The organism is Hoeflea sp. Naph1, assembly GCF_046837775.1.
In the GTDB taxonomy this organism is placed as follows: Bacteria; Pseudomonadota; Alphaproteobacteria; order Rhizobiales; family Rhizobiaceae; genus Hoeflea.
Window position 1 is genome coordinate 360,788 of sequence record NZ_CP177286.1, and the last position, 26,713, is coordinate 387,500.

Annotated in this window: 29 protein-coding genes and 1 riboswitch; of the genes, 6 read left to right on the forward strand and 23 right to left on the reverse strand. The window is 61.0% G+C overall.

The features are described from left to right. Positions 1–41 precede the first annotated feature (41 nt). The 6 genes from ACK6D9_RS01705 to rplS form a co-directional block, all read right to left on the reverse strand. Entirely contained in the window at positions 42–881 is an 840-nt protein-coding gene (locus ACK6D9_RS01705) for an amino acid ABC transporter permease (RefSeq protein ID WP_412050407.1), read from the reverse strand. Further along, complete coding sequence (locus tag ACK6D9_RS01710; RefSeq protein WP_412050408.1) at positions 881–1,390, reverse strand: GNAT family N-acetyltransferase; 510 nt, start codon at positions 1,388–1,390, stop codon at positions 881–883. The genes ACK6D9_RS01705 and ACK6D9_RS01710 overlap by 1 nt, the downstream gene beginning before the upstream one ends. Positions 1,391–1,398: 8 nt before the next feature. Continuing rightward, positions 1,399–2,211 carry a transporter substrate-binding domain-containing protein gene (locus tag ACK6D9_RS01715; RefSeq protein ID WP_412050409.1) on the reverse strand — a complete coding sequence of 271 codons (813 nt, stop codon included), beginning with the start codon at positions 2,209–2,211 and terminating at the stop codon, positions 1,399–1,401. Between the two features lie 1,186 nt (positions 2,212–3,397). Next, the gene (locus ACK6D9_RS01720) at positions 3,398–3,538 is read right to left on the reverse strand and encodes a hypothetical protein (protein ID WP_267654444.1); all 141 of its coding nucleotides are present in this window, start codon (positions 3,536–3,538) and stop codon (positions 3,398–3,400) included. A gap of 82 nt (positions 3,539–3,620) precedes the next feature. Then, a complete protein-coding gene (locus ACK6D9_RS01725; protein ID WP_412050410.1) occupies positions 3,621–3,851 on the reverse strand; it encodes a hypothetical protein in 231 nt (76 codons plus the stop codon). Between the two features lie 313 nt (positions 3,852–4,164). Next, on the reverse strand, positions 4,165–4,731 hold the full coding sequence (gene rplS / locus ACK6D9_RS01730; protein WP_412050411.1) for a 50S ribosomal protein L19: 567 nt from the start codon (positions 4,729–4,731) through the stop codon (positions 4,165–4,167). Between the two features lie 289 nt (positions 4,732–5,020). Here rplS and ACK6D9_RS01735 point away from each other — a divergent pair, with 289 nt between their 5' ends. Next, positions 5,021–5,764 (forward strand): sulfite exporter TauE/SafE family protein, encoded by a 744-nt coding sequence (locus ACK6D9_RS01735; protein ID WP_412050412.1) that lies wholly within the window; start codon positions 5,021–5,023, stop codon positions 5,762–5,764. Here the strand turns inward: ACK6D9_RS01735 and trmD are convergent. From trmD to ACK6D9_RS01775, 8 genes are all read right to left on the reverse strand, one after another. After that, positions 5,749–6,447: a tRNA (guanosine(37)-N1)-methyltransferase TrmD gene (gene trmD, locus ACK6D9_RS01740; RefSeq protein ID WP_412051703.1), complete on the reverse strand. Its 699-nt coding sequence runs from the start codon at positions 6,445–6,447 to the stop codon at positions 5,749–5,751. The genes ACK6D9_RS01735 and trmD overlap by 16 nt on opposite strands. Positions 6,448–6,482: 35 nt before the next feature. Further along, positions 6,483–7,064, reverse strand: coding sequence for a ribosome maturation factor RimM (gene rimM / locus ACK6D9_RS01745; RefSeq protein WP_412050413.1), 582 nt, complete (start codon positions 7,062–7,064; stop codon positions 6,483–6,485). 135 nt (positions 7,065–7,199) lie between these two features. Beyond that, positions 7,200–7,607, reverse strand: a complete 408-nt coding sequence (gene rpsP / locus ACK6D9_RS01750) for a 30S ribosomal protein S16 (protein ID WP_322989730.1) — start codon at positions 7,605–7,607, stop codon at positions 7,200–7,202. 85 nt (positions 7,608–7,692) lie between these two features. After that, complete coding sequence (locus tag ACK6D9_RS01755) at positions 7,693–7,989, reverse strand: chorismate mutase (RefSeq protein ID WP_412050414.1); 297 nt, start codon at positions 7,987–7,989, stop codon at positions 7,693–7,695. A 10-nt stretch (positions 7,990–7,999) separates the two neighbouring features. Further along, on the reverse strand, positions 8,000–9,586 hold the full coding sequence (gene ffh, locus ACK6D9_RS01760; protein ID WP_412050415.1) for a signal recognition particle protein: 1,587 nt from the start codon (positions 9,584–9,586) through the stop codon (positions 8,000–8,002). A gap of 359 nt (positions 9,587–9,945) precedes the next feature. After that, on the reverse strand, positions 9,946–11,190 hold the full coding sequence (locus ACK6D9_RS01765) for a DUF1513 domain-containing protein (protein WP_412050416.1): 1,245 nt from the start codon (positions 11,188–11,190) through the stop codon (positions 9,946–9,948). A gap of 89 nt (positions 11,191–11,279) precedes the next feature. Continuing rightward, positions 11,280–11,477 (reverse strand): hypothetical protein, encoded by a 198-nt coding sequence (locus ACK6D9_RS01770; RefSeq protein ID WP_412050417.1) that lies wholly within the window; start codon positions 11,475–11,477, stop codon positions 11,280–11,282. 157 nt (positions 11,478–11,634) lie between these two features. After that, positions 11,635–12,234, reverse strand: a complete 600-nt coding sequence (locus ACK6D9_RS01775; protein ID WP_412050418.1) for a hypothetical protein — start codon at positions 12,232–12,234, stop codon at positions 11,635–11,637. Between the two features lie 457 nt (positions 12,235–12,691). Between ACK6D9_RS01775 and ACK6D9_RS01780 the strand changes: the two genes are divergently transcribed. Beyond that, positions 12,692–13,633 (forward strand): DUF4424 family protein, encoded by a 942-nt coding sequence (locus ACK6D9_RS01780; RefSeq protein ID WP_412050419.1) that lies wholly within the window; start codon positions 12,692–12,694, stop codon positions 13,631–13,633. 269 nt (positions 13,634–13,902) lie between these two features. Continuing rightward, positions 13,903–14,538 carry a PAQR family membrane homeostasis protein TrhA gene (gene trhA, locus ACK6D9_RS01785; RefSeq protein ID WP_412050420.1) on the forward strand — a complete coding sequence of 212 codons (636 nt, stop codon included), beginning with the start codon at positions 13,903–13,905 and terminating at the stop codon, positions 14,536–14,538. Between the two features lie 26 nt (positions 14,539–14,564). Here the strand turns inward: trhA and ACK6D9_RS01790 are convergent, their stop codons facing one another. The 9 genes from ACK6D9_RS01790 to ACK6D9_RS01830 form a co-directional block, all read right to left on the reverse strand. Beyond that, positions 14,565–14,894, reverse strand: a complete 330-nt coding sequence (locus tag ACK6D9_RS01790; protein WP_412050421.1) for a type II toxin-antitoxin system HicB family antitoxin — start codon at positions 14,892–14,894, stop codon at positions 14,565–14,567. After that, positions 14,891–15,151 (reverse strand): type II toxin-antitoxin system HicA family toxin, encoded by a 261-nt coding sequence (locus tag ACK6D9_RS01795; RefSeq protein WP_412050422.1) that lies wholly within the window; start codon positions 15,149–15,151, stop codon positions 14,891–14,893. Before ACK6D9_RS01795 ends, ACK6D9_RS01790 begins: the two co-directional genes overlap by 4 nt. A gap of 75 nt (positions 15,152–15,226) precedes the next feature. After that, the gene (locus ACK6D9_RS01800; protein ID WP_412050423.1) at positions 15,227–16,993 is read right to left on the reverse strand and encodes an SLC13 family permease; all 1,767 of its coding nucleotides are present in this window, start codon (positions 16,991–16,993) and stop codon (positions 15,227–15,229) included. Between the two features lie 140 nt (positions 16,994–17,133). Further along, positions 17,134–18,117 carry an ABC transporter substrate-binding protein gene (locus ACK6D9_RS01805; RefSeq protein WP_412050424.1) on the reverse strand — a complete coding sequence of 328 codons (984 nt, stop codon included), beginning with the start codon at positions 18,115–18,117 and terminating at the stop codon, positions 17,134–17,136. A gap of 2 nt (positions 18,118–18,119) precedes the next feature. Continuing rightward, entirely contained in the window at positions 18,120–18,869 is a 750-nt protein-coding gene (locus tag ACK6D9_RS01810) for an ABC transporter ATP-binding protein (protein ID WP_412050425.1), read from the reverse strand. After that, positions 18,866–19,654: an ABC transporter permease gene (locus tag ACK6D9_RS01815; protein WP_412050426.1), complete on the reverse strand. Its 789-nt coding sequence runs from the start codon at positions 19,652–19,654 to the stop codon at positions 18,866–18,868. The genes ACK6D9_RS01810 and ACK6D9_RS01815 overlap by 4 nt, the downstream gene beginning before the upstream one ends. Before the next feature lie 4 nt (positions 19,655–19,658). Then, positions 19,659–20,267, reverse strand: coding sequence for a YkoF family thiamine/hydroxymethylpyrimidine-binding protein (locus tag ACK6D9_RS01820; protein WP_412050427.1), 609 nt, complete (start codon positions 20,265–20,267; stop codon positions 19,659–19,661). Then, positions 20,262–20,375, reverse strand: a riboswitch (TPP riboswitch). It overlaps the preceding gene by 6 nt. A 257-nt stretch (positions 20,376–20,632) precedes the next feature. Continuing rightward, a complete protein-coding gene (locus ACK6D9_RS01825; protein WP_412050428.1) occupies positions 20,633–22,318 on the reverse strand; it encodes a diguanylate cyclase in 1,686 nt (561 codons plus the stop codon). 446 nt (positions 22,319–22,764) lie between these two features. Continuing rightward, positions 22,765–23,193, reverse strand: coding sequence for a hypothetical protein (locus ACK6D9_RS01830; protein ID WP_322990300.1), 429 nt, complete (start codon positions 23,191–23,193; stop codon positions 22,765–22,767). A 210-nt stretch (positions 23,194–23,403) separates the two neighbouring features. Between ACK6D9_RS01830 and blaOXA the strand changes: the two genes are divergently transcribed. The 3 genes from blaOXA to ACK6D9_RS01845 all read left to right on the forward strand — a co-directional run bounded on the left by blaOXA (position 23,404) and on the right by ACK6D9_RS01845 (position 26,615). Continuing rightward, positions 23,404–24,207 carry a class D beta-lactamase gene (gene blaOXA / locus ACK6D9_RS01835; RefSeq protein ID WP_412050429.1) on the forward strand — a complete coding sequence of 268 codons (804 nt, stop codon included), beginning with the start codon at positions 23,404–23,406 and terminating at the stop codon, positions 24,205–24,207. A 77-nt stretch (positions 24,208–24,284) separates the two neighbouring features. Then, positions 24,285–25,364 (forward strand): MBL fold metallo-hydrolase, encoded by a 1,080-nt coding sequence (locus ACK6D9_RS01840; protein ID WP_412050430.1) that lies wholly within the window; start codon positions 24,285–24,287, stop codon positions 25,362–25,364. Between the two features lie 213 nt (positions 25,365–25,577). After that, positions 25,578–26,615 carry an IS110 family transposase gene (locus ACK6D9_RS01845; protein WP_412048717.1) on the forward strand — a complete coding sequence of 346 codons (1,038 nt, stop codon included), beginning with the start codon at positions 25,578–25,580 and terminating at the stop codon, positions 26,613–26,615. Positions 26,616–26,713 lie beyond the last annotated feature (98 nt).

Here is a 26,713-nt window from a genome sequence, read left to right on the forward strand (position 1 = left end):
TGGATCACGCGGCCGCCGCCAAATGCGAGCGCATCACGGGTTCAGCGACGCTCGCCGGCGCCGCGTTCGGCCTCGGCATTTCGCAGCCGCCGTTCCAGCGCCCTGAGCCCGAGCGACAGCCCGACGGTAAGCAGCAGATAGACATAGGCGACGATCGAATAGGTTTCGAAGAACCTAAACGAGCCGGAGGCATAGACCTTGCCCATCTGCGTCAGGTCGGCCACGCCAAGCACCGAGACCAGCGAGGAATCCTTGATCATGGCAATGAAATCGTTGCCCAGCGGCGGCAGGATGGTGCGGATTGCCTGCGGCAGCACGATCAGCCGAAAGCGCTGCAGCCGGGTCAGCCCGAGCGCCTTGGCGGCTTCGATCTGTCCCTGGTCGACGGCCAGGATGCCGGCCCGGAACACTTCGGATATGAAGGCGGAATAGCCGATCGTCAGCGCAATGATCGCCCGCCACAACAGCGAGACATCGCGCACCAGCAATTCGCCGATCACCCCGGCCTCAATCAGCGGCGACATCAGCGCGTTCCAGGCGATGACGAAGCCCGGCGCGCCGACAAAGGCGATGTAGAACAGCAGCACCAGGATCGGGATGCCGCGAATGATCTCGACATAGAACCGCGCCGTCTGCCTCAGCGCCAGCGAGTTCGACAACCCCATCACCGCCAGCAGCAACCCGAACAGGGTCGCCAGCACGAACCCCACCAGAGTGACGAAGATGGTGATCCAGACACCGCGGGAGACGACCGTGAAGATCTGGCTGTAGAGATCATTGATGGCGATCTGCACGGCCAGGAACACCGCAATCGTCGCGGCCACGACCAGCCACCAGGGAAAATCGCCCTTCCCCGCAGTCGAAGATGGCGGCGGCGCCACTAGAACTCCCCGTCAAACAAGGTGGGCGCCGGACGGATGAACTTCTGCTCGGTCACGCCACCCTGCCACTGATCGCCACTGTGCTCGGTCTCGCGGATGAACCCCATGCCCTCATACAGCGTCTTCGCCGCATCAAGCCCGGCAAAGGTGGTGAGCCAGATCGGACCGCCGGCAATGCTGTCGGAGTGGCTGACCGCGCGAGCCAGCAACTGCTTGCCAAGCCCGCTGCCGCGTTCCTCGCCGGAGACCACGAACCAGCGCAGATGCGCGCCCTCGGGACCGCCGCCGCTGATATCAAGACTCACCGATCCGGCCAGTTGGTCGCCCCGCCAGGCCGTCAGGAACAGATCGCGGTGCCGGTCGAAACGACCGAGAAAGGCAGACAGCTCGGAAGCCACCTCGATCTCGAAGGCAAGGCCAAATCCCCAGTGCTGCGCGTAGTAGTGCATGTGCAGGCCGAGCACGCCCGCGAGCGCCCCCGGCCTGTATCCGTCAAATACGATCTTCACGATGTTGCTCAGCCACCCAGCTTGTAGTCAAGGAACCACTTCTTGTTGAGCGCATCGATGCTGCCATCGGCCTTCATGGCGGCGATCGCCGCATTGACCGGGCTGACCAGTGCGGAGCCCTTGGGGAAGATGAAGCCGAAATCATCGGCGCCAAGCGGGCCGCCCACCAGCTTGAGGGCGCCATCGGAGGCATCGACATAGCCCTTGCCGGCAACACCATCGGTCAGCACCATGTCGACATCGCCGGTCTTGAGCGCCTGCACGGTGGCACCAAAGGTTTCCATCAGCTTGATGCGGGTGTTCTGCTCATCGCCATCAAGCACGTCATAGACGGCGACATAGAACGGCGTGGTGCCGGGCTGGGCGCCGACCAGGCCAGTCTCGAATGCCGCGAAGCTCTTGGCGTCGTTGAAGCGTTCCTCGTCGCTGCGCACCAGCATGAACATTTCCGAACGCAGATAGGGGTCGGAAAAATCAACCTTCTCCTTGCGGTCTTCCTTGATCGAGATGCCGGTCATGCCGATCTCGTATTGTCCGTCGGAAACCGCCTGGATCATCGCGTCCCAGGAGGTGTTCTGGTATTCGACCTTGAAATTGAGCCGCTTGGCGATCTCGTTCATCGCGTCGTATTCCCAGCCGATCTGGTCGCCGGTCTTGGGATCGATGAACTGCAGCGGCGGATAGGCATTTTCGGTAACGACGACAACGCTCTGACCACCCAGATCCGGCAGATCTTGCGCCTGTGCGCTGGTGGCAAGAGCGGCGGCGCCCAGGCCAATGGCCGTCGCGGCCGCGATGGCGGCGGATTTCAACAATGACATGACAGTCTCCCCTATGAGGTCTCGGGTCAGAATTTTTGACGCGGCCCGCAATGATGGTCGCCGCGCGAAGCGGCCACTTTGCAATGCGCAACCGCAGGCCGCAAGAGCACCGACGTGAATCAACACTGGATGCGGCTCCATCGCCCGATATGCGGGGGTCTGCACAGACAGCAAGTTGGGCTCCGCACGCGTCCACGCCGGAGTTGGGATTATTGGGTCCGGAGGGCCGCACGCGCGCGTTGCCTTACGGAAATTGAAAATGGGTGGCGCAGCACGCGCGCGGCCCGATCATCGCCGGATGATGTCCGCATCCGACAGGCAGAAACCGCTTCGCTTGACCAGCTTGAGGGCATTTGCCCGACGCTGGCGTCTCTGGCTTTCGCCAGGCCGCATGCCCCGGACGGGGGCGACGGCGGAAGTGTCTGGCGCGGTTTCCGGCACGAACCTTGTCCCCATCACGTTATGCATGAACCTTATCGTTCGAGTGAAACCACCCGAACGCGCCATGCATGACGGGGTCAAGATCCGCCACAGGCCCGGCCCGCGGTCAGATCCCCCACCGCCAACAGGGCGGGCGGAAAATCCGAGGACGGTCCGGTGGCTGGCTGAACAGGATCGTTGATCAGGTCCGCCAGCGGAGCCACGCTGGTCTCCACCTCCCCTCATCGCTCGCCGCACGTTACGACAAGACCCGAGAGGCCTTCCTCCCGCCTGGTCCAACACGTTCGCGATCCATCCGGCAGCGGGAGCGCGAGGAGTATGGCATGGGGGTGGAGGGTGTGGATGAAATTGGGGGGTCTATTTGGGCGGTTTCATGATTTTCGTCATCCTCGGCCACCGAGCCGAGGATCCATTCCGTGATCCATCCATATCCACAGTGTTGGAGAGATCGCGGAATGGATCCCAGGCTCGGTGCCCTGAGATGACGAATTGAAAGGGTGGAGAATGCCAGATTCTCCCCATCGGCGGGGGGAGAAGGGAATTTCAGTGTCTTGGCTTCAGCCAAGGATTAGAAATTCAAAGCGAGGGTGTCGATTTGCATACGCGAAACGTTCCCCTCACCTGAAAAATCTATGACCTGGCGCTGCGCAACAAGACCATGATTTCTCGTTCTCTTCCACAAGGGTAAACTAGAGCGCCGCAACATTTGCGGCACTGGCAACATACCCGCTGCCATTACGCGGTATCAGTCCTCGGACTTGTCTTCGTTTGCTTCCGGGTGGGTTCCATCCGATACGCTGCCGGGATGGGGGTCGGAGACCTCGCGCTCGGCTGGCGCCGGTCCGGTCTTGTTCTTGTCTGTCTGCTGGTCGGGTTTCTTGGTCATGGCACTCTCCTTTGGGACCAGTGAAACGCCGCAGGCAGTGCGATGGTTCCCGGAGCTTTGCTCCTCGGTGCCGTGCCGTCCCTCAATCCCGCTTGATGGTCATCAGCACGTCCCAGAGGTCGGCGCCGGCTTCGAGCACCAGGGCGTTGGCCTTGTAGTTGGTTTCGGCAGACATGACATAAAGCATCTCGGAGGCAAGGTCGATTTCCGCGTCGGTCTGTGCTGCAGCACTGGGACCGGAACTTGCAATGTTACTGGCTGCAGAGACCATGCGGTTCTGCTCGGTCTGCATGCCCGAAAGCGCGGTTGTCATAATCGAGGAAATCGTCATCAGCCCTGCCCTGTGCCCGTGAGGGCCCTTTACCTGTGAAGGCAGAGTGTCGCGCATTCCGATTAGCAGAAGATTAAGCCGGTCATTCGGGTTTGAACGGTTTGCCGCGATCGCGTCACCTGACCGGCTGCAATGCATGTCAGATTCAAGTGGATCCGTTTGAACGACAACCGACATGCATCATTTCAAGGCGCTGCAGCGCCCCATGGGAGCAGGTTGACCCAACAAAAAAGCGCCGGTTGCCCGGCGCTTTGAAGGTCGACCCAGAAGGATCGACAAATTCGGATAGAGCGGTTTATTCGCTCTTGGCTTCTTCAGCCGGTGCGGCGGCTGCGGCTGCTGCAGCTTCATCGGCAGCGGCCTTCGCGGCTGCGGCTTCAGCGGCTTCTGCTGCGGCCTTCTCGGCGGCCAGAGCCTGTGCTGCTGCGATCTTTGCGGCCTCGACGCGTGCCTTCTCTTCGGCCAGCGCCTGGCGCTCGGCATCGTTGAGCTTGCGGGCGCGCACGCCGGTGTTCTCGACGATACGGGCCGACTTGCCGCGACGTTCGCGCATGTAATAGAGCTTGGCGCGACGGACACGACCGCGACGGACCACTTCGACGGCTTCCACCATCGGCGAGCACATCGGGAATACGCGTTCAACGCCTTCGCCATAGGAGATCTTGCGAACGGTGAAGTTCTCGTTGACGCCTGCGCCGGAGCGGGCGATGCAAACGCCTTCATAGGCCTGCAGACGGGTCCGCTTGCCTTCTGTCACGCGCACCTGAACGCGCACCGTGTCGCCGGCGGAAAATTCGGGAAATTTGCGGACAGCTTCGATCTTGGCGGCCTGTTCGGCTTCCAGCTGCTGGATGATATTCATGGTCCTTGACCTTTCGTTTTTCTCAAACGGTCAGAGCGCTCTCAGCTTGCCGCCTCGGCGCTCCCTCTATCAGGGGCCTTGGGGCTATGCCGGTGAAGGCAGGAGCGGGTTCACCATTCATTGTTTGGCAGGCGCCGCATGACACGGCTGTCGGACTTTTGCCGATCGCCGGGGCAGATACACCATCAAAGGCGTTTTGTCACGTCCGTCAGGTGATTTTATCGAAGACCTTGCCGCGGTGCCGATGCGGTGCTTTAACACAGCTCCCTCCTGTTGCCACCGGCATGCCATGTCCTTCTTCGATATTCTGCTTCTATTCAGCGCTGGTTTTCTCTCCAGTGTCGTCAATGCCATTGCCGGTGGCGGAACTTTTCTCACCTTCGGCGCCATGACGCTGACCGGCGTTCCGGCGATCATGGCCAACGCCACCTCGTCGGTCACCCAGTTTCCCGGCTATGTGACCTCGGCGCTGGCCTACCGCACGGAAATTCGCGAAGCCGGGCGCGAGGCCTGGATACTGGCCGGTCTGTCGCTGGTGGGCAGTCTCGGCGGCGCGCTGATCCTGGTGTCGCTGTCCAACCCCTCGTTCCGCTCGCTGGTGCCGTGGCTGTTGCTGGCTGCCACCATCATTTTTGCCATCGGTCCCTACCTGCGCCCCAAGAAGCTGCACGCCGAACAGCCGATCTCACGGTTCGGGCTGGTGGGGCAGTTTCTCACCTCGATCTATGGCGGCTTTTTCGGCGCCGGCATGGGCATCATGATGCTGGCAGTGCTCGGCATCGCCAAGGGCGGCGACTATCACAAGCTCAACGCGCTGAAGAATTTTGTTGCCGTCATCATCGCCGCTGTCGCCATAATCGTCTTTTCCACCGGCGGCGTGGTGGCCTGGCTGCCGGCGGTGATCATGATTCCGGCTGGGGCGCTGGGCGGTTATGCCGGGGTCTGGGCGGCGCGGCGGGTACCGCAAACCATGATCCGCGCGATCGTGGTTAGCGTCGGCCTGCTGCTGACCTGGTACTATTTCGCGACCTGATCATCTTCAAGCAGGTCGGGCCGCCGTTCCCGCGTCAGCGCGCGCGATTGCGCCTGGCGCCAGGCCTCGATCGCCTGGTGATTGCCGGAGGTCAATACCTCAGGGATCTCATGGCCCTCGAAAGATTGCGGCCTTGTGTAATGCGGGTGCTCGAGCAATCCGGTCTCGAAACTTTCATGGGTGCCCGAATCTGCATTGCCCATCACCCCCGGCAACACCCGGATCACCGCGTCAAGCAATGTCAGCGCCGCAGGTTCCCCGCCCGAGAGCACATAATCGCCAATCGAGACTTCCTCGAGATTGCGGGTTTCGATCACCCGCTGGTCGACGCCTTCGAACCGGCCGCAGACAATGACCGCACCTGGGCCAGAAGCCAGTTCGCGCACCCGCGATTGCGTCAGCGGCGCGCCGCGCGGGCTCATCAGCAACCGCGGCCGCGCATCTTCCACCGGACTGACGGCATCGATGGCGCGCGCCAGCACATCGGCCCTGAGCACCATGCCGGCGCCGCCGCCGGCCGGCGTGTCATCGACATTGCGGTGCTTGCCGGTGGCGAAATCACGAATATTGACCGCATCGATCACCGCATCGCCCCGTTCCAGCGCCCGGCCGGCCAGCGACTGGCCGAGATGACCGGGAAACATCTCCGGATAGAGCGTCAGCACCGTGGCATGAAAGGGCAGGGCCACGGGCGCCGCAGAGGTGGGCGTGTCGGAAGTCATGGCGCGCCGCTCCCGCTGCCGCCCCCGCCATCGTTCTCGTCGTCTTCGTCGTCCTCGCCGGTATCGATCAGACCGGCGGCCAGCGGATCGACCAGGATCCGGCCATTGGCAATATCGACCTGCGGCACCGCGGCCAGCGTGAACGGGATCACCACCGGCTTCTTGCCATCCTGGCGCAGTTCCAGCAGATCGCCGCCGCCAAAATCAAACACCCCGCCGACCGTACCCCAGAACAGGCCATCCGCATCCCAGGCTTCCAGTCCTTCGAGATCGGCATGGAAGAACTCGCCCTCTTCCAGCGTCTCGTCGGGCAGGCTGGACCGGTCGATATAAAGGTTCAGTCCTTTCAGCGCCTCGGCCGCATTGCGGTCGTTGACGCCGCGGAACCGGACCACCACGACGGTCTTGGCAAAGCGCAGGTCGAGCACCTCGAAGCGCCGCCCGTCGAGCGTGAACAGCGCGCCATACTCGCCCAGCGCCAGAGGATCATCGGTAAACGGCTTGACCCGGACCTCGCCGCGGAGGCCCTGGGCCGCGCCGATGACGCCAACGAGGACGGGGTGGTCAAGCTTGTTCATGGACATCTCCGCATAAAGAGCATCGTTCGATTAACAGGACAATTGCCCTGGTCCCAACGCGAAACGGGCGGCATCGAGCCGCCCGCATCATAGCGGCGTGAATCCGGTTGGACGCACAAAATGCGTGGACGCTGCTTATTCAGCAGTCGCTTCGGCAGGAGCTTCAGCCGGTGCAGCAGCGGCTTCGGCTGCGGCGGCTGCGGCATCCTCTTCCTTCTGCTTCTTCTCGGCAACGCGTTCCTGCGCCTTCTTGCCGGGCTGGCCCTTGGTCGGGTTGGAGCGGGCTTCGCGGGTCATCATGCCGGCTTCAGCCATGAAACGGGCGACACGGTCGGTCGGCAGCGCGCCGTGGTCGAGCCAATGCTGGATGCGTTCCTGGTTGAGGTTGACGCGAGTGGCATCGTCCTTGGCCAGCATCGGGTTCCAGTAACCCAGACGCTCGATGAAGCGGCCGTCGCGCGGGCTGCGCACGTCAGCAACAACAACGTGGTAGTAAGGACGCTTCTTGGAGCCACCGCGGGCCAGACGAATTTTCAATCCCATGTTCTTTTCCTTCGTTTTAACAAGTGTGTTGATTGGTTGGTTAGTTGGGTGTCTTCGGGCGCTTCTCAGCGCCAGATCTGTGGTGTCATTTCGCGCCCGCCTGCTTGTGATGCTGGATCACTTCGCGAATGACGAATTCAAGGAATTTCTCGGCAAAATCCGGATCGAGATCGGCGGATTTTGCCAGCTCGCGCAGACGGGCAACCTGCTCGGCCTCACGGTTAGGGTCTGACGGCGGCAGGTCGGCCGATGCCTTCAGCGCGCCGACAGCCTTGGTCACCCGGAAGCGCTCGGCCAGAATGTGAATCAACGCCGCGTCGAAATTGTCGATCGAGCGGCGGAATTCCTGCAATTTTGCCACCGCATCATTGTTGTTGGTCATGCGCTCCCCCTCACTTCTTTTTCGGCAGGCCGGGAAGACCGCCGCCAAGGCCGGGCAGCTTCGGCCCGCCCAGACCTGGCAAACCACCAGGCATGCCACCGCCAAGACCTGGCATTCCGCCCTTGCCGAGACCTGCGGCCTCGGCCTGCTTCTGCAATGCTTCGAGCTGCTTGGGATCCATCTTCGACAGATCCGGCAGGCCGCCCATACCGCCTGGCATTCCACCCATGCCGCCGGGAAGACCCATCTTCGAAGCGAGGCCCCCCATGGCCGCGCGCATCATGCCGCCGCCCTTGCCCTTGCCGCCCATGGCTTTCATCATGTCGGCCATCTGCCGATGCATCTTCAAAAGCTTGTTGATCGCTGCCGCGTCGGTGCCCGAGCCCTTGGCAATCCGCTTCTTGCGCGAGTGCTTGAGCACGTCCGGATTGGCGCGTTCGGCCTTGGTCATCGAGCCGATGATGGCGAGCTGGCGGGCAAAGGTCTTGTCGTCCATGCCGGCCGCCGACATCTGGTCCTTCATCTTGCTCATTCCGGGCATCATGCCCATGATGCCGCCCATGCCGCCAAGCTTCTGCATCTGGGAGAGCTGGTCGGCCATGTCGTTGAGGTCGAACTTGCCTGCCTTCATCCGGGCAGCCATGACCTGCGCCTTGTCGGCGTCGAAATTTTCTGCCGCCTTCTCGACCAGGCTGACAATGTCGCCCATGCCCAGAATACGGTCGGCAACGCGGCGGGGATGGAATTCCTCCAGCGCGTCCATCTTCTCGCCGGTACCGATCAGCTTGATCGGTTTGCCGGTGACAGCCCGCATCGACAGGGCTGCACCGCCGCGGCCATCACCGTCCATGCGGGTCAGCACCAGGCCGGTGATGCCGACGCGTTCGTCAAAGCTGCGCGCCAGATTGACCGCGTCCTGACCGGTCAGCGCATCGGCGACCAGCAGAATTTCATGCGGATTGGTGCGCTTCTTGATCTCGGCCATTTCGGCCATCAGGGGTTCGTCGATATGCGTACGGCCGGCGGTGTCGAGAATGACCACGTCATGGCCGCCGAGCTTGGCTGCCTGCACAGCGCGCGCGGCAATATCGGTCGGCGACTGCCCGGCGATGATCGGCAGAGTTGCCACACCGGTCTGCTCGCCCAATTGCCTGAGCTGCTCTTGCGCTGCCGGCCGGCGCGTGTCGAGCGAGGCCATCAAGACCTTCTTGCGGTCGCGCTTTTCAAGCCGCGCAGCGATCTTGCCGGACGTCGTGGTTTTACCGGACCCCTGCAGGCCGACCATCATGATGACGACGGGAGCGGCCGCATTGAGATCGATCGGCACGCCTTCTTCGCCAAGCAGCGCCACCAGTTCGTCATGAACCAGCTTGACCACCATCTGGCCCGGCTTGATCGACTTGACGATCTCGGCGCCGACAGCCTTTTCGCGCACCCGGTCGGTAAACCCGCGCACCACTTCCAGCGCCACGTCGGCCTCCAAGAGCGCGCGGCGAACCTCGCGCATGGCTTCCGACACATCCTTTTCCGACAGGGCGCCGCGCCCGGTCAGATTGTTGAGGATGGAGCCAAGCCGTTCCTGGAGAGTATCAAACATTGGGTCGTCCTGTTGTTGCTGAAGGAAACACTTCAACAGATATGGGGCGAACATCAAACAAAGCCAAACAGCACCCGAGGGCGCATCGCGCTGTCGGGTGTTGGCCTCCGGGATCAATTTATACCAATTAGGGTCCTGGTCGGCGGCTCGGAGTCATGCTCGTCGCAGATTTGAGCGGGATAAACAGGAAAAGGGCGCGGGAGTCAAGGTTTGGGGGTGGGACGTGCCGGAAAGCCTGTCGAATTCCACGAGGCGCGACACGTTCGCAAGCGAGGCATCGCATTCCCTCAGCAATCATCGACACTACAGACCAGACATCCCCATTCAGTCCACGGCAAAGCCGGACGCCTCAGGGGCCGTCAGACAGCGGTGATGTGGCTGTGGCCGAAGAAGGTCGGGTAAAGGCAGGCTTCGCGATTGAGCCGGTGGCTGCCAAGTTCGAAAACAAACAGGTTTTCCCAATAGCCCGTCACCGCATAGTGAACACCATCGGGCAGCAAGGTGATGCCGCAGGGAAACCGCAAGCCGATTTTCCGTGTATCAAGGGAATGGATCACTTCACCCGAAGCCCCGTCAAACACCATCAGCCGATGCGCACTCGGATAGCTGGCGATTGCCTGATCGTTCCCGGCGTCATAGCGGATCGACAGACCGTGGCGCATGTCGGCGACAGCGCGCCGGTTGCCCATCCGTCGAGGACGTTTGCCCTTGCCCATTTTCAGGGTTGCAGCCGACATATAGGCAATACCCGGCTCCGAGGAAATATCCTCGCCATCGATCTGGCGATCACGCCCAAGTTCCCGGGCCAGATCCGCCTCGCTGCCGAGCCGCGCCTGGATGGCAAAGATACGGTCCAGACTGCCAGCAGCCAGATGCCGCATTTCGCTGCGGCGGCGGTCGGTGACGCGTTTGTCGACAAGCTTGCCGCTGTCCATGTCGATGATCGTGACACAAGCCTCATGCACATGACGCGGAATATCCAGTTTTCCGGTTTTGGAGTTTGGCAAGGAACCGTAATTGGCGACCACCAGATAACGATCGTTCTCGATCAGGCGGATATCGTGCGGATCAATGCCATGGGTGGAGTAACTGCCACGAATCTTCAGCGTATCGACATCGCGAATGGTGATGCGGCCATAATGCGCTTCGACTTTAGCCTCGCGCAAACTTCGCCGCGGTGCCCGCTCCGACATCAGCACCGTCTTTTCGTTCGCCAGGTAGGCCGCATGACCACCGCCACGCCAGCCCCTGGAAAACGATGGCGCCACGGCTGTCAGGTCCAGCGTATCAGGATCAAAGGCAACCTGATCGGTCGCCTCGAAACCGCACAGCACACCCACCTTGCGATCGGGAGAAATCTCCACGTCATGAGCTGCAGCAGGCAACAGTGCCTGCCGGACCTCGCCATTCATTCCGATCCGGGTCAACAGCCTGAATGGCCTCTCCGGATCGGAAATATTGCGCGCGAAATAGCTGTTTTCCCTCAACGGCACGCCATTGGCTCGCGCCTCATTCGGCATATATCCGGGGACGTAGACCGAGGTCGCGCTCAATGGCTTGGTCGGTTTGGCCGGACCGGGCGAGGTAGCCCGATCCGGGGGCATGCTGCCGGTCGTGCATCCGCTCAGAGGCATCGCAACGACGACTCCCGCTGCTTTTGCCAGAAGGGATCTGCGGGTAATAGACACAACGATCAGTGAGAGCCGCCGCCGCCACCCTCGCCGCCAAGTCTGTCCGCATCGTCAGTGGGAAATTTCTGGGTTCCGAATGTCTGGTAGGGTTCCTTTTCCCTGTCTCTGCTGGAGCTACATCCTCCGGCAGCAGCCGTGGAGGACAGACCAAGCAACAGCGTGAGCCGCGAACGGTCAACTTTTTCGTTTTGATTTTCCATAGTCAGATCCTCTCTCGATTGAAAAGTCGATGGAAGGATCAGAGCATGATTTTCGGGGCTCGCAATTGATATGCGTCAATTTGAATGTGTTGTAGCTGTTTTATTGGTGCGCCGGGAGTAAAGATCAGTCAGGTGAGCCTGAGCACGTATAATAACGTCATTGATATGCAGCTGCCCAAACTGCCGCGACCAACACCAACGCCAGTGGAAGGAGTTCCGGCCCCTTGAGGTCGCCGTCAAGACTGGAGCCTGGCAACCGGTCGCGTGACCAGCGAGACAAAATCCGAACCCCGAGATGCCCACCGATCCCAACAGCCGCTGCGACGCCGAATGCATCCAGCCAGATCGATGTCAGACACGCCACTAGGACCAAAATACTCAAGGTAATTTCGACGCGCCGCAGATCATGATCGCGTATCAGAAACGGATCTCGATAATGCGCATGACAACAGCCAGCTTCAAGGCAGGCGAACTTAACCGGAATATATGCGGTGTTGATTGCCACTGCATAAGCGGCGAACACGAGGACTGAATCTCCATCCCGACCAATGAACAGGATGGCTGCCGTCAACGCGGCCAGTGCAGAGGCCGCCGTTGCTCCCGACCAGGAAGCGGAAGCCTTGCGCGATGCGTCCTGAAAGAGGACCGCAATCAGGATCCGGTAGCCGGTGCCTCCAACGAAGAAAAATCCGAAAACGAATGCGAGGCCGAAAGCGGAAGGCCAGTAGGCGCCTCGCGTCATCGGCGCTGCCAGCATCCCGAATACCGCAGCGCTGCCAATAGCTGACACCAAACGCAACAAAGTGGCAGGCGAGACATCCACCTTGTTCAAGACCAGACGAACCATTCGTTGCCGGTACTCCACCGCTCCCTCGTTTCCAAGGAGAGCCTATTGCTCAGCGAGACGAATTCATTGACCAATATCAACAGATGCGAGCAATCTGATCTGAGTATTCCACAGGGATATCAAGGCATCTTGGGGGTAGAGAGAGGCTTAGCCGACGATTTTGCGGCACGCCAGATCGGCGAGGAACGTCGAGCGGCTGACGCCATGGACCCGTGCCGTCCCATTCACTGCCGCCAGGAGCCCGCATCCATGGTGATGTTGGCATTCATGGACTAGCGGAATAGTTTGGGCAGATAGTTTCTGCCTTCGGGCCGGTTGCGCCCCTTGAACCATTGAAGAGATTTCCGATACCGGAAGGACGTGGACGATGACGCTCCAATATTCATTCAGCGCAGGCGTGCTGGTCTTGTTTTTCGTTGCTGGTCAGGCGTTGGCAAATGACGCAGTTTCCGGGTATCCGGCAGGTGGCGTGGTGTTCAAGACCGACAAGGACGTGTCGATTGCGCGCCAGCATATCGATCTTTCGACCCGCCAGGTTCATGTCCGTTACGTTTTTGTCTCGAGTGCTGCCGCACCGGTTGTGAAAACGATACGTTTTGCCATGCCGAAAATGCCGCAGGACGATACACCCGACAGCCTCCTCGAACTTGCGCCAGACAGGGCTCGGGACAATCTGAAAAACTACATGGTATTTCGGGTTTTGGTGGATGGGAAACCGGTTGCGCCGAAGCATCATGAATTTGCCTGGTCCGGGACCAGGAACCTGACTGCCGGTTTTTTGAAGATGGGTGTGCCGATTTTTGCCGCCACCCGGGATGCGCGGGAAAAGCTTGGGCAATTGCCGGACAAGATCAAGCATCAGCTTGCCATGCAGAAGCTCATTTCGGGTCACGGCGACGGCATCATGCCGGGCTGGGATTATCAGTCGGTGTATGAATGGCAGCAATCCTTTGCGCCCGGCGAGACCGGGATCGACATCACCTACAAGCCGATCCTCGGCTACCCGAACGACATGGGTCCGCATGGGCTGACCGATGATTTCAAGACGGCCTATTGCATCCCGTCGAGTTTTTTGGAGAACCATGCGCAAGGCGCCAACACGGTCGGCGAGGTGGCACTTCTTGGCTATCTCGCGAGTGACATGAACGGATCAATCGGCGAATTTCACGTGAAGGTGGACGAGGACTCCGATACGTTGGCCTCACTTTGCGTGCCCGCCGGCCTGACAGCCACGGACAAGCCGATGGAATGGACGGCAAAGGATTTCACCCTGAAGAATGATTTCAAGGTGCTTTTTCTGGTCCCGTGAGGGTGACTGCAGCTTAAGTTACCGCCGCAAATTCATCGAGCCGGATTGCCATTGCGGTTCTCGGCAAGGCCGCGGCCTTCTGTCTATCCGGCGATGCACAAACCCGCGTCTTGCTTTCAAACTCCCAGCCGACAGGCTTCGTGGCCCCCCGTGACAATCTGCTACCTTGGTTCGCTCGACGGACTGCAGGAATTTCAGTACCGTCTTCCTCAATCCTGACTACTTGTCTTGTTATGATTTAACGTCACGGCGGAGATTGAAGGCGAAGAATGTATCCCAATTATACAAGGTCAGAACGCGTTGCTGACGGCAGCATGCACGCCATCGGCGTCATCGGGTCGGTGCTTGGAGCCGCTTTTTTGCTGATGTGGTCCACTCCGGTGGCCTCACCCTGGGAAGTGGCAGCAATAGCAATCTATGCGCTCACGTTGATTGCCACGTTCACAGCCTCGGCTTTTTATCACATGACCCCTTGGGAAAGCATCCGGCCTATTCTGCGCCGGATCGATCATGCGGCGATCTATCTAAAAATTGCGGGCACCTATACGCCGCTGGTCGTCATGATCGGCAGCGGCCTGGCCTATGTTGTGCTGGGTGTTGTCTGGGGCCTGGCGATCATCGGCATGACGCTCAAGCTGGTGTTCTGGAGCACGCCCGGCCGTTTTGGCCCCGCGCTTTATCTGGTTATGGGCTGGATGAGCATCGTCCTGATCTGGTCGTCATGGTCGGAGTTGCCGCGTGGCTATATCATCGCCGGCGGGTTGCTCTACACAACTGGCGTGGTTTTCCATGCGTCAAAGTCGATGAAGTTCGCAAACGCAATCTGGCATGGATTTGTCATCGCCGCCTCCGCCTGTTTCTTTGCGGCCGTCACGTTTCTGGCGACACAACAGGGGTCGCTGTAACGGTGTCATAACGGAGCGCCCCGAACCTAATTGTGCGCCCGCGCCAGCGTAGCGGTCACCAGCTTGTTGAGGCTCACCCCTGCACGCTTGGCAGCCGTGGCCAACGCCTTGTGCAGGGCGGGCTCGGCACGCACCACAAACTGCCCTGAATAGGGCTTGTCGGGCTCCTCGCCCCGCTCGGCGCAAAAGGCCAGATAGTCATCCACGGATTCGGCAAACGCTGTTTTCAGCTCCGCGGCGGAACTTCCCTGAAAGGTGATCACGTCACGGGTGTTGATGACCTCGCCGTGAAACATCTCCGCGTCCTCGTCAAACTCGACGAGCGCCTCATAGCCATTATAGTGCATCATGGTCATGGTCGAATCTCCGCTTCTATCAGAAAACGCCGCACGGATTTGACCGCACCCTTGTCGGTCTCCTTCTGGGGATGCGGGCGATGAAAAACCGCTCTCACTCCGTTCAGGGCCACACGTACCCGCGACCCTTGCCCTTCACTGACCTCGCCACCTGCGGCGATGAACAGCGCCTCGATGTCCCGCCACGGGATACCGGCGCGGGCAGGATCAGCAAAAACAGCCTCAAGGGTCGCGTGGTGTTTTCTACTTAGGCTCAATTAGTATCACTTTCCAGTATCACTGGCAAGAATCCTGATACCAAACTACCACGACCTGTCCGGCCTTCCCACGCTCTAGAACGGCCAGACCCAGGCAATCATCGGCACACCCACCACGATGACGATCACCTCAAGCATCAGGCCCATGCGCCAGTAGTCGCCGAAACGGTAATTGCCGGGGCCCATGATGATGGTATTGTTCTTGTGGCCAATCGGGGTGAGGAAGGCGCAGGAGGCGGCGACGGCCACACCCATCAGGAACGGGTCGGGATTGGCTCCGATGGAACCCGCGACGGAAACGCCGATGGGGGCGGCAATCAGCGCGGTGGCGACGTTGTTGAGAAAATCTGACAGCGTCATGGTGATGATCATCAAGACCGCCAGCACGCCCCAGGCCGGCAGATTGGCGGTCTGTGTGACGATCAGATTGGCGATCAGTTGGCTGCCACCAGTGTCTTCCAAAGCCGCGGCGACAGGAATGAGGCAGGCCAACAACACGATCACCTTCCACTGAACCAGCGCATAGAAATCGCGACCGCTGATGATGCCGAGCAGGATATAGGCGACCACGCACATCCCCAGCGAAATCGCCAGCGAGGTGACGCCCGCCACTGACAGCCCGATCGCTGCCGCGAAAATGCCGATGGCCAACAGCGCCTTGGTCCGCTGCAGCACCTCGAGCCGGCGGTTTTCCAAGGGCAGTACACCCAGCCACTGGCTGGCGGCGGCGATGTTCTTGTCCGGCCCGATCAGGAGCAGCAAATCGCCGGCCTTGATCGTCAGGCTGCTCACCCGCTCGCGGAACCGCTTTCCCTGGCGCGAGACGCCGAGCAGCGTCACCCCGTGACGCTGGATCAGCCTGAGCCCGAGCATGGTGCGGCCGACGACCTTGGCGTCTTCCGGCACGATCGCCTCGACCAGCGAGAGCGACTTGCCCATCAGGCCCTTGTGCTCCTCGGTGCCGACGGCATCGAGTTCGGCGGCGCCCATGAAGGCCTCGATCTGTTTCGGATCGCCCTCCAGCACTAAAAAATCGCCTTCGCGGATCTCGCGGGTCTGCGACAAGCCGGGCAGACGCTTGCCCTGCCGGGCCAGACCGAGAATGGTGACGTCGTTCTCGTCGGCCATCGGATAGAGCTCGCCCACCGACTGGCCGATCGATTTGGACCCTTCCTTGACCCGGGCTTCGGCGACATAGAGCCCGGCGTCTCCCTCCAGCGACATCGCGTCGGGCCTGGCCGGAATCAGCCGCCAGCCGATGAACGAGACATAGGCAATGCCGGCAATCGCCACGGCGATGCCGACCGGCGCGAAATCGAACATCGAAAACGGCGCGCCGAGCACATCCTGGCGGTACTGAGCGATGACGATGTTGGGCGGCGTGCCGATCAGGGTGATCATGCCGCCGAGAATGGTACCGAAGGACAAGGGCATCAGCGACAGCGACACCGCACGCTTGGCCCTGCGCGCCGCGTCCATGTCGAGCGTCATCAGCAGCGCAAGCGCCGCAACATTATTGATGATCGCCGACAGAACCGCACCCACGACAGCCATGATGCCGATATGCACCGGCAAGGCCCGGTCGGGGCTGGTGACGAAACGGGCGATGAATTCAACCGCGCCGGAATTCATCAACCCGCGCGAGACGATCAATACCAGCGCGATGATGACGACGGCCGGGTGGCCAAAGCCGTGAAAGGCCTGATCCGGCTCGATCAGCCCGACAAGCACCGTGACCAGCAGCGCCACGAAGGCGACAAAATCGTAGCGGAAACGGCCCCAGACCAACATCCCGAACAGGACAATGAGGATGCCAAAAAGCATGATCTGGTCGGTGGTCATGAAACCCATCCCGTTGCGCGGTGTGCGATCTGCACAGTCACGACTTGGGTTACATGGCGGCAATTTTCGGTCAACCGGTTTCCGCAACACGCATGCAGATCAACCAGAGCCACCGGGGCGGCTCCGGTTTTGCCTCGATTTTACTGGGCGAGATAAGCGTTGGTGGTCCAGCCCGACACGTCCGGCATTTCGGTGAGTGTGTCGCCATTGGCGTCACGCAGGATCCCGGCTTCAAACAGGAACCCGGTGATGCCGGTGATCAGATCAGCGTCGATCAGGCCTACCGGTTCGCCCGCATCACGCAGGAAACCGCCTTCGACCAGTGCCTGCATCGAGGCGTGGACCAGATCGGGGTTGGACAGCATGCCGCCCGTTTCCGCAATCAGCATCTCGGCGGCGGCATCGGGATTGTCGGCGGCAAAAGCGTAGCCACGCTGCGCAGCTTGCACGAAGGCGCTTGCCGTTTCCGCATTGGCGGCGAGCCAGGTGGCGTTGCCGCCCAGAAACGTGGTGTGCTGATCCGGCACGCCGTAATCGGCATAATTGAATGCGCGTTGCGGCCGGCCCAGAAGCACCGAGTTCACACCTTCCCAGGTGCTGACTTCCAGGGTGAAATCGACCGAGCCATTGGCCAGCGCCTCATAAGCCGAGGTGCCGAGCGTCACCGTGTCGAAGGTACCCTCGCCGCCATCGTGACGGATGATCGAGGAGATCAGCGCGTTCTCCCAGGCGCTGCCGAAACCGGCATAGGTCATGCCATCAAGATCGGCGGGACGCTGGATGTCCTCGCGCTCGCCATTGAACACCAGCCGCCCGGTCTCGTGCTGCACCACCGCCATCACCGCCGTCATATCGGCGCCCATCGAGCGCTGGCTGTGGAAGCTGACGGCGCTCAAGATGCCGAACTGCGCCACGCCGGTCGAAACAAGCGTGCCCGACGAGGTGTCGGTATAGGGCAGGATCTCGACGTCGAGGCCAGCTTCGGTGAACCAGCCTTTCGTCTGGGCAACATAAAGCCCGACATGGTTGGTGTTGGGCGTCCAGTCGAGCGCGACGGTGAGCTTTTCGGCAGCCGTCGCGGGCACGGCAATGAGCAGAGCAAGCGCAGTGAGAAGATGTTTCATGATCAGTCTCCAGTTTGGGTGAGAAGGGTGTCGAGCAGTTGCGCTTCGAGCTGGACGGCCTCGGCAGACGGCGCACGGCCGAGGCGTGGGCGCGGACCGGGGACGGCAAACTCGGCGATGACCCGGGCGGGGCGACGTGAGAACACGTAGATCCGGTCCGACAGCGCCACCGCCTCGCGCACATCGTGGGTGACCAGCAGCGTGGTCCAGTGCGCTTGCTGCCAGCGGCGTTCGAGCCAGCCCTGCATCTCGGCGCGGGTCAGTGCATCAAGTGCGCCGAACGGCTCGTCGAGCAGCTGGATCGGCCGGTCCTGCACGATGGTGCGCAGAAGCGCCGCGCGCTGGCGCATGCCGCCAGACAATTGCGCCGGGTAATGCTGTTCGAAACCATCCAGCCCGAAGGTTGAAAACAAGGGCAGCACCTTGGCCCGCGCTTCCGCGCGATCCATCCCCTGCACTTCCAGCCCGAGAATCACGTTGTCGATGATCCGCCGCCAAGGCATCAGCGCATCGCGCTGCGGCATGAAGGCGAAGGCGTGAGGCTTTGTCGACAGCGGTGCGCCATTGACCCTGATGGTGCCGCGATCCGCAGACAGGGCCCCGGTCAGCAGCCGGAACAGGCTCGACTTGCCACATCCGGACGGCCCGAGGATCGACACGAACTCGCCTTTGGCGACATGCAACGAGATATCGTCGAGCACCGGCGTGCCGCCCAGCGTCAGACTGGCATTGGCGATATCGAGCGCGCTCATGGCCCAGCCCCCGCATGCCGCCAGCTCAACACGAAGCGTTGCAACAGCGCCGTTGCGCCAAACAGCACCAGCGTCAAAGCCGAGCTGATCACCACGGCGGCGAGCATCAGATCGGGGCGAAAACTGTTCTTGGCGTTGAGGATGACGATGCCGAGGCCGGCGCGGGCACCGACATATTCGGCGAAGATTGCCGCCACCACCGCATAGGTGATCGAGATCCGCAGACCGGCAAAGAAATAGGGCATCGCCGAGGGGAACCGGGCGCGGCGAAAGATGCTCCACCGCGAGGCGCCCATTGAACCGAGCAGCGCCTCGATGTCGGGTTCGGTGGAGTCATAGCCATCGACCAGCGCCACCAGCATCGGGAAAAAGGTGACCAGCGCCACCAGCAGGATCTTGGGCGTCAACCCGAAGCCGAACCACAGCACCACCAGCGGCGCGATCGCCACCAGCGGCAGGGTCTGGCTGATGACAAACACCGGAAACAGCGCACGCCTGAGCTTCGGGGTGAAATCGATCAGCAGCGACAACACAAACGCCACCGAGACCGAGAAGGCGAAGCCGGTCAGCGTCGCCTGCAGGGTGGGCACGGTGTTGGCCCACAGCAGCTCGCGGTTGACGACGATCTGCTGCGCCACCCGCGATGGCGCAGGCAGCACCAGCGCTGAGATGCCCGACAGCCGGACATAGATTTCCCACACTGCAAGAGCGGTGAGCACACTGAGAATGGCCGGCAGGCCTTGGACAAGCCTTGCCGCCGGAGTACCGGACGGAGAATGAGCCATGAGATCAGCTGATCGAAGGACTGTTGGCTGAAACCGTCAGATCGATGGTGACATGACCGGCGGGCGGCCCGAAGCGGCAGAAAGCTTCCTGCAGGGTGGCAAACACCGGGCCTGAATCGCCGATCAGCCGTGTGCAGAAATTCTTCGACCGGTCGAAACAGCCGCTTGATTTGAGAAAATCGATGCAGCCCATGATTTCGGCCATGTGGTCACCGGCACCCATCACGTAGAGCGAGAACTGCGCCCGCGCGGTCTCCCCGGTCATCGGCGCTTCAGTCAGCGCGGCAAGGGCCCCGGCCTGGCGGCTTTCGAGCGGTTCGGACGGGTTTGCCAATGCGCCGGTCTGGCAGATCGGGTCATCCGGCTCGCCGGGACATCCGCGCGACAGCGTGGCACGTAGCACAACATGCTGCCGCGATGCGGCGGCGGCGACATAGAGATCACGTAGCGCCGGGAACAGCACTTCGGGCGGGCCGACAATCAGCGTCGAGATATCGTCAGTCTCGATCCGCAGGCGATCACGGTACGGATCGAGCGCCGAGAGCGACGACATGATGACATCGACGAACCCGTCGGTCATGGGGTAAAGGGATACTTGCGCGCCTGCGAACATCTTGGTTCCTCCTTGCTACGCTGGCATTATCCAGATCAGCTTCGAGGGTCCGTGGGCATGGCGCCCGCGTCTCAGCCGCGGCTCTACGCGGCACCCCTGTGGTGAGGCGCATTCAACAGGATTTGCATGCAAATGCAAGGGCTTTTGTCTCTCCCTGCGGGTTTTCAGTTGTCTTGGAGATGGCAACGCCGGCAGGTTATCCAATCCATGGCATGATCGCCAACCTTTCGACGCTCACCACACACGCCCACCAGTGACCGGCTACCGCGATAGGTGGGCCGCCACCATGGCGGTCGGCAGCGACTTCGCCCGGTCAACAAACGCATGAAAGAGCCCCAGTCAGAGCGCCTTCTGCCAAGTTCAGATCAAGGCAGCATTGCCTTACGGCCTGACGGGTCTGTGCAGGCGTCATGGCCGTCGGCAGGCCCCTTGTAGGCAGGCCCTTCGCGGTCCATGCCGTCAAGATGCTCGCCCCAGACGGTGTCCTTGTTGCGCCCGGAAATCTTGGATCGGTAAAGAGCGATGTCCGCCGTCTTTGTGCACTCCAGCAGGGACGTACCTGCCTGGGGAGCGATTGCGATGCCGGCCGAGAACGACAAGGCGACGTCCCCCAGCTCGGCAATGGTCAGGGTGGCAAGTTCGTGCCGCCACTGCGCACAACGTTCGAGCGCGGAATCGCGGGCGGTGGCGGGCAACACGATGAGGAATTCCTCGCCACCATAGCGGAACGCGATTTCTGCGCCTTGCAGGCTATCGCTGAGGATATTGGCAAAGGACGACAGGACCTTGTCGCCGACATCGTGCCCACAGCGGTCGTTGACCTGCTTGAAGTAATCGAGATCCACGATGATCAACGAAACCGGCGCGTTCTCGCTCGCGCTCGACAGCACAGGCGGGATGACGGTGCTGGCGTGGCGGCGATTGAAGAGGCCGGTCAGGTGGTCGTGAAAAGCCTGCTGTTCCAGCTTTTGCTGTAGCCGCAGATTTTCTTCAAGGCGCAGCGTCAGCGCTTCCCCGGCATCCAGGAGGCTTTTCTGCGCGGCTTCGCGGGCGGTGACGTCGCGCAACACGATCATGACACTGCCTTGCCGGCCCCATTGCTCCAGTGGCTGGACGGACACCTCGAAAGTCTTTTCCATGGCGTCGAAGTGAACGATCGGCTTCGTGGGTGCGGTCTGTATAGCTTCTGCGATGAAGGCCATCAGCGGGTGGGAAGGTGGGAGTTTCGTCCCCACTGTTTCTGCACTGAAACCCGTCAGCTTCTCTGCCGCGGGATTGGTCTCGAGAACCAGGCCGCTCGGTTCCAGCACCACGATCGGGTCCGGCAAAACCGAGAAAATGATGTCCCGGGCAATAGGCGGTGCAATAAACAGCTTTCCACGATGGTGCGCAAAAAGCACCGCCAGCACGGTCGCGCTGAAGGCAAAGGGCGTCGGGTCATCGTTGAAGAGCCGGAATTCGAAAAGGACGAAAGCCGCATTGCATGCCCAGGGCACACATGTTGCGACCAGGAGCGCGATCATTTGGCGCCTGTGCAAACGAGCCGCGTGCTTCAACTGGGAAATCGACATCAGGCAGGCAATCAGCATGCACAGATACATTCCCCCCAACAACGCATAAAACAGCCATCCGTAGGCGAAGCTCGGCCGTTCTATGTTGATGATTTCAGTATAGAGCCAATGATGATAGCCATCCGTCAGCGCAGCGAAACCGGCAATCGCAGTGATCACGAGCATGATGGTGAGTGACCGGCGTCTGGTGAATTGGCTGAAGCCTGCATGATCAAGAAAGCCTGCTGACCAGAACAGCGGCGTCGCAATGATGCCAAACCAGGCGAGTCGGTTGAAGAGGATCTTGTCCGACAGTTCCGCACTGTTGAGTCGAAGCACGACCATGGCGATCCACCAGATCGATGCCACGGCTGCCAGCCCGAAGGCTGTTCGCCCCGGCGCTTCCGGCGACGTGATGATTCGTCCGACCAAAAGGATCGCGAGCATCGCGATCACAAGCAGGATCGGGGTAGAAAAGTTCATCGTCAGTCCTTCAGGCAATCCGGCAGAGCGGGCTTCCCGCCGCACTGTCCAGGAATTTCTGATTCAGTGATACGCGAGTTTTCCTAACGAAGCTTTGCCATCCGTCCGGCGTCCGGCGGCTATCCCGCGCGCCTTCCTCTTTAAGCCCTTTGCCGCTTGCCCCGTTTTTCACCGCATGAAGCGTCGCTCATTTTTCGGATTTTCCGCGCTCGCTGCCCTGTCATTGCTGACCTTCTTGGCCGGTTGCTGGTGCTGCGGTATTGGCGAACACCAGCGCCGGACTTCCGGCGGTAATCTGTAACATGCGTTTCATGACAAAAGCTCACGAGAGCATTTCGCCTGACCGCGTCAGGTCCGCTACTCCATCACCTGGTTCGGTGATGTGATGTCAGGGAAGCCGAACCCCGGCCTCCCTGAAGATGTTTGTGACTGGTTCATTGCATTAATCTTGGAAATTGCCAGATCTAGTGCTTCTTCACCGGACCAATGTAGGAAACCTTCAAGCTGCCGGAATAGGCATTCATCTTGGCGCCGAACAGAGCGCGGTGCTTCTGCGCCAGGTAGGAATATTCCTTGCCGTTGCAATCGAGCATCTTGATGTTTCTGTAGCCGGAGCGACGCAGGCTTTCGTAACCCACCCGGCAGTCCTTGCGGGAGACCTTGACGACTTCATTCTTGCGCTGGCTGCGGTGGTCACGAACCTTTTCCTGCTTGTTCACACGGTGATCGCGGACCTTGGCCTGCGTAGTGGCGCGATGGTCGCGAACCTGGACCTCGACGGTAGCGCGGTGGTCGCGAACGGTCCGTGCCGATTCGCTGGCCTGTACCGGGGTCTGGATCAGAACGGTTGCCAGAGTAGCGGCGGCGAGGGTGAGAATGGACTTGGTCAACATGGTGTGGCTCCGTGGCGGTGTATGTTTCAATGACCTCACCATGATCCACGTCCGTTGAACCGTTTCTGAAGCCTCCATTCACAACCCGTTCATGTCGTTGAACGGGTTTGATAGCCATGCCAGGGTTTGCAGTTGCGGGAGCATTAAAGCGGTGCATAAATCCGCACACACGCAGCGCCGAACCACGATGGCATGATTGTTGATCGACCCATGAAACATCCAGTTGCTTCCCTTATTTTCCTGCTGTTGTCGGTCTTGCCCACCAGCGCCAGGACGATCTGCACACTGATCGCCGACGCAGGCTCGGGAGAGATCTTGCGCGAACAGGGCGATTGCCGCTCCCGGGTCACACCTGCCTCGACCTTCAAGATTGCGCTCAGCCTGATGGGGTACGATGCGGGTTTTCTCACCGGCGCCAACGCACCGGTCCTGCCGTTCAAACAGGGATACCCGGACTGGGGCGGGGCGAACTGGACCCAATCCACCGACCCCGAACGCTGGATGAAATACTCGGTCGTCTGGTATTCGCAACAGATCACCGCAGCACTCGGCGCTGAAAAAATTCAAGGCTACCTGGAGGCCTTTGACTATGGCAACGCCGATTTCAGCGGCGATCCGGGCAAAAACAACGCGCTGGAGCGCGCATGGATCGCCTCCTCGCTGAAGATTGCACCGGCGGAACAGGCCACATTTCTGCGCGCGCTCGTCAATCGCACTCTGCCGGTTGCGCCTCAAGCCATCAAGCAGACCCTGAGCATTGTCGAAACAACGCAAGCCGGCGATGGCTGGATGGTGTCCGGCAAGACCGGGGCCGCCTATCCCAGGATGGCGAACGGAAAATTCGACCGGGCCAGGAGCTGGGGCTGGTTTGTTGGTTGGGCCAAGAAGGCTGATCGGACGTTGATCTTTGTCCGGCTCAACCAGGATGAGAAACGTGAAAAAGGATCGGCTGGGATCAGGGCGAAAAAGGCTTTCCTGACACAATGGCCAAAGCTGATCGCCACCACGCCCTGAAGATCAGGCCGGGCAATCGGGGCCGACAAAACCCTGCCTGCACTTGATCCGGCCCGCCGCGCGCCCATATCCTGCCGATGAACCGCCGCTCCTTTCTCAAATTTACAGCGCTCGCCGCCCTGTTCGGCATCGGCGCATCGGGGACCGCCATGGCTTTTGCCCGCTCCAGCAACCGCTATCATTCCGGCCCGGTCTCCGACCATTTCGACGGCGTCCGGTTCTTCAATCCCGATGGCGCCGAGCCCAAGGGCTTTTCCGATCTGCTGAAATGGAAATTCGGCGGCAAACAGGCGAGCTGGCCCGCCGCCGTCCGCAGCCCGTTCGCCCCCACCAGTCCCGATCCGCGCATCGACGGTGACCGGCTGCGCATCACCATGGTCGGCCACGCCACGCTGCTGATCCAGACCGCCGGGCTCAACATCCTCACCGATCCGGTCTGGTCCGACCGCGCCAGCCCGTTTTCCTTTGCCGGGCCAAAGCGGGTGACCGCGCCGGGCATCGCCTTCGAGGAACTGCCGAAGATCGATCTGGTGCTGCTCTCGCACAATCATTACGACCATCTAGATCTGGTCACGCTGGCCCGGCTCAAGCAGGCGCATGATCCACTGGTGATCACGCCGCTCGGCAATGACGCCGTCATCAAGGCGCAGACGCCGGATATGCGGATCAAGACCGGCGACTGGGGTGACGTAATCGGCGAAGCCGCCGCCAAGGTGCATTTCGAGCCCTGCCACCACTGGTCGGCACGTGGCGTCAATGACCGGTCGATGGCGCTGTGGGCGGCCTTCGTGCTGGAGACACCCGGTGGCAAGATTCTGCATATCGGCGACACCGGCTTTGATAACGGCCGGCCCTACCAGAACGCCCGCGACCGCCATGGCCATTTCCGCGCCGCGATCCTGCCGGTGGGCGCCTACGAGCCACGCTGGTTCATGAAGGACCAGCACCAGAACCCGGATGAGGCTATTGACGGATTTCTGCTCTCTGGCGCCGATTATGCGCTCGGCCACCATTGGGGCACGTTCCAGCTCACCGACGAAGGCCGGGATGCGCCTGCGGAGGTGCTCGATGCCAAGCTTGCCGAAAAGGGCGTGGCGCGCGAGCGTTTCCGCCCGCTCAGCCCCGGCGAAGCCTGGGAAGCACCAGCAACCGCCTGAAGCAACCGGCGGGCAAATCGGCTTTGTTTTCCGTAGCTGTCGACCAAACAACCGGATTTGCAACAAGCCCAAAAATTGCCGCAACTAGATGGGGTAACGGGCTGCCAAGCCGGCCGACGGAGGCAGGGTTGGTGAGAAGGTGGTCGTCCCTCACACTGATGGTGTGAACGGAGTCGGGACGGATCCCGCTCCAAGCATCGAGGAGAGACGACCATGGAGCATTATGCAGGGATTGACGTTTCATTGGAATCTTCGAGCGTGTGCGTTGTCGACGCCAGTGGCAAGATCGTTCGCGAGAGTAAGGTGGCAAGCGAACCGGCAGCGCTGATCGGCTGGTTTGCGTCGCTCGGCTTTGAGCTGGTGCGCATCGGACTGGAAGCTGGCCCCCTATCGCAATGGCTTTATGCGGCCATGCGGCAAGACGGCCTTGCAGTCGAGCTTCTGGAGACGCGGCATGTGCGTGACGCCTTCAAGGCGATGCCGGTGAAGACGGACCGGAATGATGCGCGTGGGATCGCGCAGTTGATGCGGTTGGGTTGGTTCCGGCCGGTGCATTGCAAATCTTTGGCAGCGCAGGAGGTTCGGGCAGTGCTGACGGCGCGCAAGCTGGTTCAATCGAAGTTGCGGGATATGGAGAACAGTGTGCGTGGCATTTTGCGCGGCTTCGGGCTGAAGGTCGGCCCGACCACGCCGCGCCACTTTGCCGAACGCATCCGCGATCTCGTGGTCGGCCATGAGAACCTGCAGATTGTGACGGGGGGACTGCTTTCGGTGCATGCCGTGCTCTTGCGCGAGTTTCAGGCTTTCGAAAAGCAAGTTCGAGCGCTGGTGCGTCAGGATATAAGGACCAGGCAGTTAATGACCACACCGGGAGTGGGGCCGATCGTGGCGCTTACATATGCGTCTGCCATCGACGACCCGGATCGTTTCTCCTCCTCCAAGCAAGTGGGCGCGCATTTCGGGCTGACGCCAAGGCGGTATCAGTCCGGCGAGACCGACTACAGCGGCCGCATCAGCAAGATCGGTGACGCGGCGGTGCGCACGGCGCTGTTTGAAGCCGCCCACATCATGCTGACCAAACCGCTCAAGGGCTGCACGGCGCTCAAGAGTTGGGCGATGCGGATTGCCCGACGTGCCGGAATGAAGAAGGCAAAGGTTGCGCTCGCGCGCAAGCTCGCCGTGATCCTGCACCGCATGCTCGCCAACGGCACCGTCTTCAACGGTGAAGCCAAGTCGATGACGGGGGCCTAAAAAAGGAGAGCCAAGGTTCTCGGGTGGGCCACGACACCAGACCTTCCCGAAGCGAAGTCCCGTCGCCGGGACGATGGATCAGGTCAGACCGTAACAGC

Coding starts and splice junctions, on each gene's coding strand:
- ACK6D9_RS01845 (WP_412048717.1), top strand. CDS start 25,578: ATGGAGCATTATGCAGGGATTGACGTTTCATTGGAATCTTCGAGCGTG.
- ACK6D9_RS01755 (WP_412050414.1), bottom strand. CDS start 7,989: ATGACCAACAACAATGATGCGGTGGCAAAATTGCAGGAATTCCGCCGC.
- ACK6D9_RS01775 (WP_412050418.1), bottom strand. CDS start 12,234: ATGCTGGCAGCGCCGATGACGCGAGGCGCCTACTGGCCTTCCGCTTTC.
- ACK6D9_RS01720 (WP_267654444.1), bottom strand. CDS start 3,538: ATGACCAAGAAACCCGACCAGCAGACAGACAAGAACAAGACCGGACCG.
- blaOXA (WP_412050429.1), top strand. CDS start 23,404: ATGAAACATCCAGTTGCTTCCCTTATTTTCCTGCTGTTGTCGGTCTTG.
- ACK6D9_RS01780 (WP_412050419.1), top strand. CDS start 12,692: ATGACGCTCCAATATTCATTCAGCGCAGGCGTGCTGGTCTTGTTTTTC.
- ACK6D9_RS01765 (WP_412050416.1), bottom strand. CDS start 11,190: ATGCCCCCGGATCGGGCTACCTCGCCCGGTCCGGCCAAACCGACCAAG.
- rimM (WP_412050413.1), bottom strand. CDS start 7,064: ATGAACAAGCTTGACCACCCCGTCCTCGTTGGCGTCATCGGCGCGGCC.
- ACK6D9_RS01790 (WP_412050421.1), bottom strand. CDS start 14,894: ATGACCATGATGCACTATAATGGCTATGAGGCGCTCGTCGAGTTTGAC.
- ACK6D9_RS01840 (WP_412050430.1), top strand. CDS start 24,285: ATGAACCGCCGCTCCTTTCTCAAATTTACAGCGCTCGCCGCCCTGTTC.
- trhA (WP_412050420.1), top strand. CDS start 13,903: ATGTATCCCAATTATACAAGGTCAGAACGCGTTGCTGACGGCAGCATG.
- ACK6D9_RS01715 (WP_412050409.1), bottom strand. CDS start 2,211: ATGTCATTGTTGAAATCCGCCGCCATCGCGGCCGCGACGGCCATTGGC.
- ACK6D9_RS01800 (WP_412050423.1), bottom strand. CDS start 16,993: ATGACCACCGACCAGATCATGCTTTTTGGCATCCTCATTGTCCTGTTC.
- ACK6D9_RS01725 (WP_412050410.1), bottom strand. CDS start 3,851: ATGACAACCGCGCTTTCGGGCATGCAGACCGAGCAGAACCGCATGGTC.
- ACK6D9_RS01770 (WP_412050417.1), bottom strand. CDS start 11,477: ATGGAAAATCAAAACGAAAAAGTTGACCGTTCGCGGCTCACGCTGTTG.
- ACK6D9_RS01735 (WP_412050412.1), top strand. CDS start 5,021: ATGTCCTTCTTCGATATTCTGCTTCTATTCAGCGCTGGTTTTCTCTCC.
- rpsP (WP_322989730.1), bottom strand. CDS start 7,607: ATGGGATTGAAAATTCGTCTGGCCCGCGGTGGCTCCAAGAAGCGTCCT.
- ffh (WP_412050415.1), bottom strand. CDS start 9,586: ATGTTTGATACTCTCCAGGAACGGCTTGGCTCCATCCTCAACAATCTG.
- ACK6D9_RS01805 (WP_412050424.1), bottom strand. CDS start 18,117: ATGAAACATCTTCTCACTGCGCTTGCTCTGCTCATTGCCGTGCCCGCG.
- ACK6D9_RS01815 (WP_412050426.1), bottom strand. CDS start 19,654: ATGGCTCATTCTCCGTCCGGTACTCCGGCGGCAAGGCTTGTCCAAGGC.
- ACK6D9_RS01830 (WP_322990300.1), bottom strand. CDS start 23,193: ATGTTGACCAAGTCCATTCTCACCCTCGCCGCCGCTACTCTGGCAACC.
- ACK6D9_RS01820 (WP_412050427.1), bottom strand. CDS start 20,267: ATGTTCGCAGGCGCGCAAGTATCCCTTTACCCCATGACCGACGGGTTC.
- rplS (WP_412050411.1), bottom strand. CDS start 4,731: ATGAATATCATCCAGCAGCTGGAAGCCGAACAGGCCGCCAAGATCGAA.
- ACK6D9_RS01810 (WP_412050425.1), bottom strand. CDS start 18,869: ATGAGCGCGCTCGATATCGCCAATGCCAGTCTGACGCTGGGCGGCACG.